Below are 12,962 nucleotides of genomic sequence, written 5' to 3'. Positions count from 1 at the left end.
TTTCGCCTGTTCAGGCGGCTGCGGAGGATACGAGATTCGAACTCGTGAGGGGTTGCCCCCAACACGCTTTCCAAGCGTGCGCCCTAGGCCTCTAGGCGAATCCTCCGCCGCAAACAATACAAGACGTTGAGGAGTGCTCGCGAACCCGTTCCCCTGGGGACCGTCCGGGGGTGCCGGGGGTGCCCAGGCCGCCTCCGCCATCAGGTAGGCTGGGCGCAGCCCCTCACGTGGCGCTATCTGACTGAACTCCCCCAGGGCCGGAAGGCAGCAAGGGTAGGTCGGCTCTGGCGGGTGCGTGAGGGGCGCTTGCGTTGGCGGGGGTGGGGGTCGGTGGGCCGGGTCGATTGTCGGTGGGGCCCGATATCGTCGTAAGGGTGTCGTCCCTTGCGCTGTACCGCCGCTATCGTCCCGAGTCCTTCGCCGAGGTCATCGGGCAGGAGCATGTCACCGACCCGTTGCAGCAGGCCCTGCGGAACAACCGGGTCAATCACGCGTACCTGTTCAGTGGGCCGCGTGGGTGTGGGAAGACGACCAGCGCCCGGATCCTGGCCCGCTGCCTGAACTGTGAGCAGGGTCCGACGCCCACGCCCTGCGGGGAGTGCCAGTCGTGCCGGGACCTGGCCAGGAACGGGCCGGGGTCGATCGACGTCATCGAGATCGACGCCGCATCGCACGGTGGCGTGGACGACGCCCGTGAGCTGCGGGAAAAGGCCTTCTTCGGGCCGGCGAGCAGCCGCTACAAGATCTACATCATCGACGAGGCGCACATGGTCACCTCGGCGGGCTTCAACGCCCTGCTGAAGGTGGTCGAGGAGCCGCCGGAGCACCTGAAGTTCATCTTCGCGACGACCGAGCCCGAGAAGGTCATCGGGACCATCCGGTCGCGTACGCACCACTACCCCTTCCGGCTCGTGCCGCCCGGGACGTTGCGGGAGTACCTGGCAGAGGTGTGCGGCAAGGAGCAGATCCCGGTCGAGGAGGGCGTGCTGCCGCTCGTCGTGCGGGCCGGGGCCGGGTCCGTGCGTGACTCGATGTCCGTCATGGACCAGCTGCTGGCCGGTGCCGCCGAGGACGGTGTGACATATGCCATGGCCACCGCGCTCCTCGGTTATACGGACGGCTCGCTGCTCGACTCGGTGGTGGACGCCTTCGCCGCCGGGGACGGCGCCGCCGCGTTCGAGGTCGTCGACCGGGTCATCGAGGGCGGCAACGACCCGCGGCGGTTCGTGGCCGACCTGCTGGAGCGGCTGCGGGACCTGGTGATCCTGGCCGCCGTGCCGGACGCCGCCGAGAAGGGGCTGATCGACGCCCCCGCCGACGTGGTCGAGCGGATGCAGGCCCAGGCGTCCGTGCTCGGGGCCGCCGAGCTCAGCCGGGCCGCCGACATCGTGAACACCGGGCTCACCGAGATGCGCGGTGCCACCTCGCCGCGCCTCCAGCTGGAGCTGATCTGCGCGCGCGTGCTGCTGCCCGCCGCGTACACCGACGAGCGGTCGCTGCTGGCCCGGCTCGACCGGCTGGAGCGCGGCTCGGTGGTCCAGGGCGCCGCCTTCCAGGCGACGGGGCCGGGGCCCGCCATGGGGTACGTACCGGGGCCCGAGGCCCATGCCCAGGTGCCGCCGGCCGTACCGGGCGGCGGGCCCGCCGCTGCCCGCGCGGCGGTACGGGGACCGGGGGAGGGGCCTGCTCCGGCGCCCGCTCCGGCTGCCGCGCCGCCCGCACCGGCTCCGGCGCCCGAACCGGCCCCGGCGCCCGCCCCCGCGTCGCCGCCCGCTCCTGCCGCTCCTGCCGCGCCTGCCGCGTCCCGGCCCGGGGCGTGGCCCTCCGCCGCCGCGCCCGGGTCCCAGGAGTCCGGCAACCGACCGGGCGCCTGGCCCTCCGCGTCCGCGCCCGCTCCCGCCCGGCACCCGGAGCCCTCGGCGCCCGCACCGGCGCCCGCGTCCGCACCGGCACCCGCGTCCGCCGGTCCCGGTATGGCACAGGGCGCCGCCCAGGTGCGGAACATGTGGCCGGAGATCCTGGAGGCGGTCAAGAACCGTCGCCGCTTCACCTGGATCCTGCTCAGCCAGAACGCCCAGGTGGCCGGCTTCGACGGCACCACCCTCCAGCTCGGCTTCCTCAACGCCGGCGCCCGTGACAACTTCGCGAGCAGCGGCAGCGAGGACGTACTGAAGCAGGCGCTCGCCGAGCAGTTCAACGTCCAGTGGAAGATCGAGGCGATCGTCGACCCGTCGGGCGGCTCCGCGCCCCCGCCGTCGTCCGGAGGCGGCAGTGGTGGCTACGGCGGCGGCGGTGGCTACGGCGGTGGCCGCCCGCCCCAGCAGGCGCCCGCGCCCGCGCCGCCGGCGGCTCCCCGGCCCGTACAGCAGGCGCCGCAGGCGCCCGCGCCCCAGCCGGCTCCCGCATCGGCTCCCAGCGCCCCCGCGCCGGAGCCTCCGCGCGCCCCGGCCGCCCGGCAGCCGGTCAGGCCCGAGGACGACATGCCGGAGGACGACGACCCCGACCTCGTCGACTCGGCGCTCTCCGGCCACGAGCTGATCGTGCGCGAGCTCGGGGCGACGGTGGTGGAGGAATATACGAACGAGTAGCGGGGGTGTCCTCGGTGGCCCGCACAAAGATCGCCCCGCCCCGCGGGCTACCCTGGCTGGCGTGAAGGTCCTCGTCATCGGCGGCGGCGCCCGCGAACACGCCCTGTGCCGCTCTCTCTCCCTCGATCCCGACGTCACCGCTCTGCACTGCGCGCCCGGCAACGCCGGAATCGCGGAGGTCGCCGAGCTGCACCCGGTCGACGCCCTCGACGGCGCGGCCGTGGCCCGCCTGGCCACCGGCCTGGAGGCCGACCTGGTCGTCGTCGGCCCGGAGGCACCGCTCGTCGCCGGTGTCGCCGACGCCGTACGAGCGGCCGGCATCCCCTGCTTCGGCCCCTCCAAGGAGGCCGCCCAGCTGGAGGGCTCCAAGGCGTTCGCGAAGGACGTGATGGCCGCCGCCGGCGTCCCCACGGCCCGCTCGTACGTCTGCACGACCCACGACGAGATCGACGAGGCGCTCGACGCCTTCGGCGCCCCGTACGTCGTCAAGGACGACGGCCTCGCGGCCGGCAAGGGCGTCGTCGTCACCGGCGACCTCGAGCAGGCCCGCGCCCACGCGCGCTCCTGCGACCGCGTGGTCATCGAGGAGTACCTGGACGGCCCCGAGGTCTCCCTCTTCGCGATCACCGACGGCACCACCGTGCTGCCGCTCACCCCCGCCCAGGACTTCAAGCGCGCCCTCGACGGCGACGAGGGCCCCAACACCGGCGGCATGGGCGCCTACTCGCCGCTGCCGTGGGCCGACCCCAAGCTGGTCGACGAGGTCATGGCGAGCGTGCTCCAGCCCACCGTCGACGAGCTCCGCCGCCGCGGCACGCCCTTCCAGGGGCTGCTGTACGCGGGGCTCGCGATCACCTCGCGCGGTGTACGGGTCATCGAGTTCAACGCCCGCTTCGGCGACCCGGAGACCCAGGTGGTCCTCGCCCGCCTCCGCACCCCGCTCGCCCGGGTCCTGCTGCACGCCGCGAACGGCACCCTCGACAGCGAGCCGCCCCTGAACTGGCGCGACGACGCCGCCGTCACCGTGGTCGTCGCCTCGCACAACTACCCCGGCACGCCCCGCACCGGTGACCCGATCGAGGGCCTGGACGAGGTCGCGGCGAAGGACGCGCCCCACGCGTACGTCCTGCACGCCGGGACCAAGCGGGACGGCGACGCGATCGTGAGCGCGGGCGGGCGCGTACTGTCCGTCACCGCGACCGGCAAGGACCTCGCGGAGGCGCGGGAGCGGGCGTACGCGGCGGTCGGACGCATCCGGCTTGACGGGTCCCAGCACCGTACGGACATCGCGCGCAAGGCGGCCGGGCAGTGAACCCGCTCGCGCCCTGAACCGTCTTCACCTTTGCCCAAAGCCATTCCATCGAGTGACGGCTGAGCCATCCGGATGACGCCTGCCGGTGCCCCAACTAGGGTGCCGCGCAAGCGTTCCGGCACTTGGCCCACCGGCATTGCGATGTCAGTGGTGGGTGCCACAGTGGGGGAGTGACCTACACCGCCGCGAGGCAGTCCGCCGCAGGGCAGAAGGGGGTGACGTACGGCCGTGTCCGATTCCGGTACTCGTTTCGGGATGGGTGAGGAGCTGGGTGCGCGGGCCGCGCGCGCCCGGGCCCTGGCCGTGCTGCGGGTCCGCGGCAGGGCGCTGGCCCTGGCGTTGCTGCCCACGGCGTTCGCCGTCGTGCTGCTGGCCGGTGGCGCCACGGGCCGGCTGCCCGGCGCCGGCTGGGACGTCGCGCGCTGGGTGGTGTCGGTGGTCGCGGTGGTCGTCCTGGCGGCCGCGGCGGCGGTCGCGGTGGTGATCGCGCGGGCCCGGCCGGCGCTCACCCCGACGGTCGAGATCCCCCAGGAGTCGGCCCCCGACCTGTACCGCTTGGTGCAGGACCTGGCCGGGCGGCTGGACGTGCCGGCGCCCTCCGGGATAGCGCTCACCCCGGACTGCGACAGCTGGCTGGAGGACCGTACGCACCCGGCGCACGGCATTCCCGGCATACCGGGCGTGCACCGTTCCGACACCCCGCCCGTCCTGGTCATAGGGTCGCCGTTCCTGTGGTGGATGCGGGTCGCCGAGCTGCGGGCGGTGCTGGCGCCGGTCGTCGCCGGTACGGGACCGTCCGCGCACCCCGACATAGCGGCGGCCCGCCGTTTCGTCCGGGGCCTGGACGCGGCGGTCGCGGCGGCGGACCGGCCGGGGCTCGATCCGGTACGGCGCGTGGCCGCGCGTTTCGTGGCGGCGGTCGCCCGGCTGCTGGTGCGGGGCTGCCAGGGGCACGTCGCGGAGATGGAGCGGGGCGTGGCGGCGGCCGCGTCGGAGCGTGCACAGGCTGTGGACTACGGCCTGCGGATCGTCGCCCAGGAGCAGGTCGGGCTGGCGTACGCGGGCTGGGACCGGCTGCTGACCCGGGTGGCCCTCCCCGCCTGGCGCATGGGCCGCTGGCCCTCCCGGCTGGACGCGGGCGTCGTCTCGGCGCTCACCGAACTGTCGCGGCGCGACCGGCTGGCGGAGGGCTTCGCCTCCCGGCTGGGCGAGCGCCCGGCGTGCGACCTGCTCGAAGAGCCGGGCCTCGTCGACGAGGCCACCTCCCTGCTGGCCGCCCGCCTCTTCCACGGCGGGCCGGCGGAGGCGGGCCCCGACTGGGCGCCGGTGGACTGGCAGCAGTACCCGGACGAGGTCGTCGACCGCAAGTGGCGTACGGAGGCCGCCCGCCTCCACCGGGTCCTCGACCGTCTCGGCGTCGACCGCGACGCGGAGGCGACGCTGGCGCGCGTGATGGACCACCTGGCCACTGCCCGAACCGGCGAAACCCTCGCCGCCGCCATCACCGCCGAACTCTCCCGCGAGGCCACCACCGGCCCTGGGACGCCCCCCACGACTGCTGCGGCCCCGGTCTCCGAGGCCGCCGCGGAGACGGGCACCGCGCTGGCCGGGTCGGCACCCGTGACGCACGGCTCGGCGGCCGTTCCGGTCGGAGAGCCGGCCCGGGGGGAGGCCGCCGCCCAGGGGCCGGGGCCCCACGATGCCCGCCCCGCCCCGAACGGCCCGGACGCCCGCCCCGGCGGAGGCGCAAACACGCCACCCGACGCCCCGACAGACCCCGCCCTCGCCCCCGACGCCCCGACAGGCCCCAGCCCCAGCCCCAGCCCCGGGCCCGACGCCCCGACAGGCGCCGGACGGCCCACCCCGACCGGCACCCCACCCGGCACCCAACCTGCCACCCCACCCCCCATGTCCGTCCCCGGCGACCTGGACCATGCCGCGTGGGGCCCCGGGGGCGACGCGCTGCCGTTGTTCCCGTTGCAGCCGCCCCGCAGCGAGCGGGAGTTGCTGGCCGACCATGTGACCGCCATGGTGTGCTGCGCCGCCGTCGACACCGCCGGCGCCGCCCCCGGGCTGGACTGGCTCGACGGGCCGACCCTCCTCGTGGGCGGCAAGCGGCACCCGGACCTCGCCGCCCGCGTCCTGACGCTCATAGAGGACGCCGACCCCGAGCCGCTCCGCTCCTGGCTGGCGACCGTCGGCGTACGTCCCGAGAAGCCCGTCCGTCTCGTCTGACCGACGCGCGCGACACGGGGCCGACGCGCGACCGGCGCGCCAGGAGCGGAATGCCACGTTCCGTTCTCGCCAATTAACGACGAACGGTGACGGAGTGCGTGCGTTATGTGATGTGCTGTGGATCGGCACTGACAGTCGCGGGGGAGTCGAGGGAGGGGCGCACATGGGGGCGGAACAGATTCGGCGGTGGGAATCGGGAGCCCTCGCCCATGCCGTGACGGACCCGTTCGGCCAGGGGCCGCTGCCCTGGCTGCGCGGCAGCGAGCAGTACTTCGGCGACACCGGCCAGGTCGTCCCCTGGTACGCCGACCCCGCCCTCGCGCGCGGCGGCCACGGCGGGCCGCGCTCCGCCGACGACGTACGCCGCCAGATCAAGGGCTTCTCCTCCACCGGCGCGGTCGCCCCCGGCGAGGCGATCGACTTCCACATCACCGTGGACCCACCCCAGCAGTTCTCGGTCGACATCTATCGGATCGGTCACTACGCGGGCGACGGCGCCGCCAAGATCACCACCAGCCCGCGCCTGGCCGGCATCGTCCAGCCGCCCCCGCTCACCGCCGACCGGACCGTCTCCTGCCACCACTGGTGGCTCTCCTGGCGGCTCCAGATCCCCTCCTACTGGTCGATCGGCGCGTACGTGGCCGTCCTCACCACCGCCGACGGCTACCGCTCCCACATCCCCTTCACCGTCCGCGACAGCCACCCCGCCGACCTGCTCCTGCTGCTCCCGGACGTCACCTGGCAGGCCTACAACCTCTACCCGGAGGACGGCCGCACCGGCGCCAGCCTCTACCACGCCTGGGACGAGAACGGCCGCCTGCTCGGTGAGGAGGACGCGGCGACGACCGTCTCCTTCGACCGCCCGTACGCCGGCGCCGGGCTCCCGCTCCACGTCGGCCACGCCTACGACTTCATCCGCTGGGCCGAGCGGTACGGCTACGACCTCGCGTACGCCGACGCCCGCGACCTGCACGCCGGCCGCGTCGACCCGGCCCGCTACCGGGGCCTGGTCTTCCCCGGCCACGACGAGTACTGGTCCGTCCCCATGCGCCGTACCGTCGAGCAGGCCCGCGACCAGGGCACCTCGCTGGTGTTCCTCTCCGCCAACACCATGTACTGGCAGGTCGAGCTGGCGCCCTCCCCCTCCGGCGTCCCCGACCGCCTCCTCACCTGCCGAAAACGCCGGGGCCCGGGCAAACCGGCCCTGTGGCGCGAGATCGACCGCCCCGAGCAGCAGCTGCTCGGCATCCAGTACGCGGGCCGGGTCCCCGAACCGCACCCGATGGTCGTCCGCAACGCCGAGCACTGGCTCTGGGACGCCACCGGCGCCGGCGAGGGCGACGAACTGCCCGGCCTGGTCGCCGGCGAGGCCGACCGGTACTTCCCGCGCACCGCCCTCCCCGAGCACCGGCGCCGCATCCTGCTCGCCCACTCCCCCTACCGGGACGGCGAGAACAACGTGCGCCACCAGGAGACCTCCCTCTACCGCGCCCCCTCCGGCGCCCTGGTGTTCGCCTCCGGCACCTTCGCCTGGTCACCCGCCCTGGACCGGCCGGGTCATGTCGACCTCCGTATCCAGCGCGCCACAGCCAACCTCCTGGACCGCATCTGCAAACGGGACTAGAACGCACCTGAGAGTCTCGCTCCGGCACCGACGCCGGCACCGACGCCGACACCCACGCCGACAGCCACGCGAGCCTCGTCCCGAAGATCCTTCCCGACCATCCCGTGCGATCCGCGAGACCCCTGGCCAAAGCCCGGCCCCGCATGCGGGAGAATCGGAGCTGATTGGACAGAACCACGGGGAGGAACCGTGTCCGGATTCGTCGAAAAGCCCGAGCCGCTCCAGGTCCCGGGCCTGGTGCATCTGCACACCGGCAAGGTGCGCGACCTGTACCAGAACGAGGCGGGCGACCTCGTCATGGTCGCCAGTGACCGTATCTCCGCCTACGACTGGGTGCTGCCCACCGAGATCCCGGACAAGGGCCGTGTCCTCACGCAGCTCTCCCTCTGGTGGTTCGACCGGCTCGCCGATCTCATCCCCAACCACGTCATCTCCACCGACCTGCCCGCCGGCGCCCCCGCCGACTGGGCGGGCCGCACCCTGATCTGCCGGTCGCTGCGCATGGTCCCGGTCGAGTGCGTGGCGCGCGGCTACCTCACCGGCTCCGGCCTCGCCGAGTACAAGGAGTCCCGTACGGTCTGCGGCCTCGCCCTCCCCGAAGGCCTCACCGACGGCTCCGAGCTCCCCGCGCCGATCTTCACCCCCGCCACCAAGGCGGCCGTCGGCGACCACGACGAGAACGTGTCGTACGAGGAGGTCGCCCGCCAGGTCGGCGCGGAGACCGCCGCCCAGCTGCGCCAGTCGACCCTCGCGATCTACTCCCGCGCCCGCGACATCGCCCGGGACCGGGGGATCATCCTCGCGGACACCAAGTTCGAGTTCGGGCACGACGGCGACGGCCTGGTCCTCGCCGACGAGGTGCTGACCCCGGACTCCTCCCGGTTCTGGCCGGCCGACACCTGGGAGCCGGGCCACGCCCAGCCCTCCTACGACAAGCAGTACGTACGCGACTGGCTGACCTCGCCGGCCTCCGGCTGGGACCGCACGAGCGAGCAGCCCCCGCCGCCCCTCCCGGAGCGGGTGGTGGAGGCGACCCGCGCCAAGTACCTGGAGGCGTACGAGCTGCTGACCGGCCACGCCTGGGCCTGAGCAACGAAGAAGCCCCCCGGCCGACCGGCTGGGGGGCTTCCATCTGAGCGGACGACGAGGCTCGAACTCGCGACCTCAACCTTGGCAAGGTTGCGCTCTACCAACTGAGCTACGTCCGCATGCGCCGTAGCGCGAAACCACTATACCCAACCTCGCTCGCGGGCGAGACGCGCCGCCGCATGACGGTTCTCGGCACCCAGCTTCGAGGCGGCCGACGACAAGTAGTTCCGTACGGTCCCGGGCGACAGGGCCGCCCGCCGCGCGATCTCCGCGATCGGCGCCCCGTCCCCCGCCAGCTCCAGCACCTCCGCCTCCCGCGCGGTCAGCGGCGAGTCGCCGGCGGAGATCGCGTCGGCGGCCAACTCCGGGTCGACGTAACGGTTTCCGGCATGGACGGTACGGATGATCTCGGCGAGCCGCTGGGCGCTGACCGTCTTCGGTACGAAGCCCCGCACCCCCGCCGCGAGGGCCCGCTTCAGGTGCCCGGGACGGCCGTGACCGGTCACGATCATGGTGCGGCACCCGGGCAGCTCGGCCCGCAGCGATGTGGCGACCTTCACACCGTCGGCGCCCGGCATCTGCAGGTCCAGCACCGCGACGTCCGGCCGGTGCGCCCGCGCCATGGCGAGCGCCTCATGCCCGGACGCCGCCTCGGCGACCACCACGAGATCGTCCTCCAGCCCGAGCAGGGCGGCCAGCGCACCTCGTATCAGGTGCTCGTCATCGGCCAGCAGTACGCGTACGGGAGTGATCACCGCGCCACCTCCACAACAGCCGCCCCGGCCGCCCCCGTCCCGGACGCGCCGAGCGGCACCCGCGCCGTCACCCGGAACCGCCCGCCGCTCACCCACCCGGCCTCCAGCGTCCCGTCCAGCGCCGCCAGCCGCTCCCGCAGCCCGGCCAGCCCCGACCCGGCCCCAACTCCCGCCCCAACACCCGCCCCCGCCCCAACATCCGCCCCGCCGTCCACCCCGTCGTTCTCGACCACCAGCACCGCACACCCCTCCTCCGCACCCGCCGACCCGGACCCGGACCCGGATCCCAACCCGGACCCCGACCCCGACCTTGACCCGGACCCCGACCCCAACCCGGACCCCAACCCCAACCCCGACCCGGACACGGACACCGTCACCGAGCACCGCCGCGCGTCCCCGTGCCGCAGGACGTTCGTCGTGCCCTCCCGTACCACCCAGGCGAGCGCCGACTGGACCCGCACCGGCAGGTCCACATCCCCCGCCACCACCGTGCACGCGATGCCGGCGGCCGCCAACACCCCCCGCGCGCCCTCCAGTTCCGTGTGCAGGTCGGCCTCCCGGTAGCCGCGCACCACGTCGCGCACCTCCCGCTGGGACTCCCGCGCGATCCGCTGGACCTCGGCCATCTGCTCCACCGCCGCCTCCTCCTTGCCGCGCCGGGCGAGCTGTACCGCCAGCTCGCTCTTCAGCGCGATCACCGAGAGGTTGCGGCCCATCACATCGTGCAGGTCCCGCCCGAACCGCAGCCGCTCCTCCGCGACCGCGAGCCGCGCCTGGAGCTCCCGCGCCGCGTCCAGTTCCCACACCGCCCGCAGCAGCCAGCCCGAGAACCCGCTGGTGAACGCCAGCAGCAACCCGCCGACGAGGAATCCCACCGAGAAGCCGACAGCCTCCTGCCCGGGCAGCCCGAGCGCCAGGCAGACCAGTGCGACGCCCGCCCCCGTAGCCAGGACCAGGTAGAGCATGTGGCGGGCCTTCACCATGCAGAGCACCACGGACCCGATACCGAAGCCGAGTGCCCCGACCACCACCGCCCCGGCGGTCCCGGTGTCGTCCAGCGCACCGACCCTGCGCAGCACCAGCGCCCCGGCGGCCAGCACGACCGACAGCGCGCCGTGCGCGGCGATCAGCCGGTACGGGCGCTCCCGCCGCCCCACGGTCCAGTCCAGGGCCCGCGCCGACAGCAGCCCGCCCAGCACGGCGTGCGCGCACGCCAGCAGCAGGAGCCAGCCACCCAGCGGCTGCGGCACCCCGGACAGCGCCCGCAGCCCGACCCCACCGATCTCGATCAGCGCGAACGTGTGGAACGACCAACGGGTGTAGAGCTCGACCTTCTCCGGGTTGCTCCGCCGGCTCCACCAGCCCGTCAGCTTCATGTCCCGCTCCCCCGAAAGCCTCAGCGCCGTGGTTCCCAGCGGAACCACCGCTGCACAGCAAACACCGAGATCACCGTCCAGGCCAGCGCTGTGAGCGCCGCGCCCAGCAGCTCTCCGGCGTCGCCCCCGCCGCCCAGCCAGCCGGCCCGTACGAGCGTCATCACACCCGTCAGCGGCAGCAGTTCGCACACCGAGGCGACCCTCTCCGGAAGGATCTCCAGCGGCATGAACAGCCCCGAACCGATCGCCGAGATCATGAACAGCGGCATGGTGGTGATCTGCGCGCTCTCCACGGTGCGGGTGACCGCCGCCGTCGCCCCGGCGAGCGCGATCAGCATCACCACCCCGACCAGCACACCGCCCACCAGCAGTTCGGGCCGCTGCGGCGCGCCCACCCCGAGGACCGCCACGCCCGCCACCACGATCAGCGCGCTCTGCGCCACCGCGAGCACGACCGCCGGCAGTGCGGTCCCGGCGAGGATCTCCCGGTCGGAGGCCTCGCCCGTACGCAGCCGCTTGAGCACCAGCTCCTCGCGCCGGGCCACGTACGCGGAGACGAGGTTGAGGTAGACGACGAGGATCAGCATCATCACGACGCCGCCGCTCAGCGCCGCCTCGACGGCGCTCATCCCGGCCCGGTCGAGGTCGACGCGGTCGAGCGAGCCGCGCAGCACGCCCACCATCAGCACGGGCATCAGCAGCGCCGTGAACAGCGCGTACCGGTTCCGTACGAGGAGCGTCAGTTCGGCCCGCCCCAGCGCGCCCATCCGTTCCGCCACGGACGTCATGTCACACACCTTCGTTCCGCGCGATGTCGAGGAAGGCCTCTTCGAGCGAGGCGGACCGGGCGTCGAGCCCTTGGAGCCGTACGCCGCTCTCGTGGGCCCACAGCAGCAGCTCGCCGAGCGCGTCCTGGAGCGTGTGCGTACGGATCTCGACCCTCCGGCCCGTCGCGGCGGCCTTCAGCGACAGCGGCAACCGCCCGGCCGGCACCCCTTCCGGGAGGGTGAAGCGGATGCGGGCGGGCCGCTCGGCCGTCACCTGGCCGGGCGTGCCGGCCGCCACGATCCGGCCCTGACGCATGATCGCCAACCGGTCGGCGAGCGCCTCGGCCTCCTCCAGGTAGTGCGTCGTGAGCAGCACGGTCGTACCGCCGTCCCGCAGCGCCCGCACCAGTTCCCAGGTGTCGCGCCGCCCCTCCGCGTCCAGCCCGGTCGACGGCTCGTCCAGGAACAGCACCTCGGGGCGGCCGAGCAGGGCGAGCGCGAGGTCGAGCCGCCGCTTCTCGCCGCCGGACAGCTGCTTGACGCGTACGCGGGACCGGGCGGCGAGTCCGACCATCTCCAGCGCCTCGCCGGCCGGCCGCGCACCGGTGGTGCAGCCGGCCCACATCCGTACGGTCTCGGTGACCGTGAGGTCGGAGGGGAAGCCGCCCTCCTGGAGCATCACCCCGATCCGGGGCCGGACGGCGGCGCGTTGGGCGTACGGGTCGTGGCCGAGGACCCGTACGGTGCCGCCGCTCGGGCGCGCGAGGCCCTCCAGCAGTTCCACGGTGGAGGTCTTGCCGGCGCCGTTGGTGCCGAGCAGGGCGAAGATCTCGCCGGGCGCCACGGAGAAGGTGATTCCGGTCACGGCCTCGAAGCCCCCGGCGTAGCCGCGCCGGACGTCCTCGGCCTCAATCACGTACGTCATGCCTGTCATGTCTCAAGGCTTCCGCCGCCGGCCGCGCGCGGGCAGGCCGCGCTGTCACCGGTTGCCGATGACAAATGTCATCGGGTCGGAGGCGCGGGAAAACGCCGAAGGCCCCGGTCGTGATGACCGGGGCCTTCGTACTCTGAGCGGACGACGAGATTCGAACTCGCGACCCTCACCTTGGCAAGGTGATGCTCTACCAACTGAGCCACGTCCGCAGTGCTCCCGACCAGCTTTCACTGGGCGGTGCGAACACCACTGTACCTGATGCACCGGAGTGCTCGGTACGTG

Annotated in this window: 9 protein-coding genes, 3 tRNA genes and 1 other RNA gene; 6 read left to right on the top strand and 7 right to left on the bottom strand. The window is 73.7% G+C overall.

The window, feature by feature from the left end:
• Nucleotides 1-21: 21 nt before the first annotated feature.
• Nucleotides 22-106: transfer RNA gene (locus AMK26_RS21530), tRNA-Ser, on the bottom strand.
• 108 nt (nucleotides 107-214) lie between these two features.
• Here AMK26_RS21530 and ffs point away from each other — a divergent pair.
• From ffs to AMK26_RS21500, 6 genes are all read left to right on the top strand, one after another.
• An RNA gene (gene ffs, locus AMK26_RS21525) (signal recognition particle sRNA small type) lies at nucleotides 215-313 on the top strand.
• 61 nt (nucleotides 314-374) lie between these two features.
• The gene (locus tag AMK26_RS21520) at nucleotides 375-2,588 is read left to right on the top strand and encodes a DNA polymerase III subunit gamma and tau (RefSeq protein WP_073756372.1); all 2,214 of its coding nucleotides are present in this window, start codon (nucleotides 375-377) and stop codon (nucleotides 2,586-2,588) included.
• Nucleotides 2,589-2,649: 61 nt separating this feature from the next.
• Nucleotides 2,650-3,900: a phosphoribosylamine--glycine ligase gene (gene purD, locus AMK26_RS21515; RefSeq protein ID WP_073756371.1), complete on the top strand. Its 1,251-nt coding sequence runs from the start codon at nucleotides 2,650-2,652 to the stop codon at nucleotides 3,898-3,900.
• Nucleotides 3,901-4,155: 255 nt separating this feature from the next.
• The gene (locus AMK26_RS21510; protein ID WP_073756370.1) at nucleotides 4,156-6,135 is read left to right on the top strand and encodes a hypothetical protein; all 1,980 of its coding nucleotides are present in this window, start codon (nucleotides 4,156-4,158) and stop codon (nucleotides 6,133-6,135) included.
• Between the two features lie 163 nt (nucleotides 6,136-6,298).
• Nucleotides 6,299-7,759, top strand: a complete 1,461-nt coding sequence (locus tag AMK26_RS21505) for a N,N-dimethylformamidase beta subunit family domain-containing protein (protein ID WP_073756369.1) — start codon at nucleotides 6,299-6,301, stop codon at nucleotides 7,757-7,759.
• 189 nt (nucleotides 7,760-7,948) lie between these two features.
• A complete protein-coding gene (locus AMK26_RS21500) occupies nucleotides 7,949-8,848 on the top strand; it encodes a phosphoribosylaminoimidazolesuccinocarboxamide synthase (RefSeq protein ID WP_073756368.1) in 900 nt (299 codons plus the stop codon).
• Nucleotides 8,849-8,894: 46 nt separating this feature from the next.
• On the opposite strand, the gene AMK26_RS21495 is transcribed toward AMK26_RS21500, so the two are convergent.
• From AMK26_RS21495 to AMK26_RS21470, 6 genes are all read right to left on the bottom strand, one after another.
• Nucleotides 8,895-8,967 (bottom strand) — tRNA-Gly (locus AMK26_RS21495).
• A 21-nt stretch (nucleotides 8,968-8,988) separates the two neighbouring features.
• Nucleotides 8,989-9,600, bottom strand: coding sequence for a response regulator transcription factor (locus tag AMK26_RS21490; protein WP_073757035.1), 612 nt, complete (start codon nucleotides 9,598-9,600; stop codon nucleotides 8,989-8,991).
• Nucleotides 9,600-10,979 (bottom strand): sensor histidine kinase, encoded by a 1,380-nt coding sequence (locus tag AMK26_RS21485; RefSeq protein ID WP_073757034.1) that lies wholly within the window; start codon nucleotides 10,977-10,979, stop codon nucleotides 9,600-9,602. Before AMK26_RS21485 ends, AMK26_RS21490 begins: the two co-directional genes overlap by 1 nt.
• 20 nt (nucleotides 10,980-10,999) lie before the next feature.
• Nucleotides 11,000-11,767, bottom strand: coding sequence for an ABC transporter permease (locus tag AMK26_RS21480; protein WP_073756367.1), 768 nt, complete (start codon nucleotides 11,765-11,767; stop codon nucleotides 11,000-11,002).
• A 1-nt stretch (nucleotide 11,768) separates the two neighbouring features.
• The gene (locus AMK26_RS21475) at nucleotides 11,769-12,680 is read right to left on the bottom strand and encodes an ABC transporter ATP-binding protein (RefSeq protein ID WP_073756366.1); all 912 of its coding nucleotides are present in this window, start codon (nucleotides 12,678-12,680) and stop codon (nucleotides 11,769-11,771) included.
• Nucleotides 12,681-12,816: 136 nt separating this feature from the next.
• A tRNA-Gly gene (locus tag AMK26_RS21470) sits at nucleotides 12,817-12,889 on the bottom strand.
• Nucleotides 12,890-12,962: the final 73 nt, after the last annotated feature.

It is taken from the genome of Streptomyces sp. CB03234, from assembly GCF_001905885.1.
GTDB lineage: Bacteria > Actinomycetota > Actinomycetes > Streptomycetales > Streptomycetaceae > Streptomyces.
Note: the sequence above shows the minus strand (reverse complement) of the source record. Positions and strands in the feature narration are given on the sequence as shown.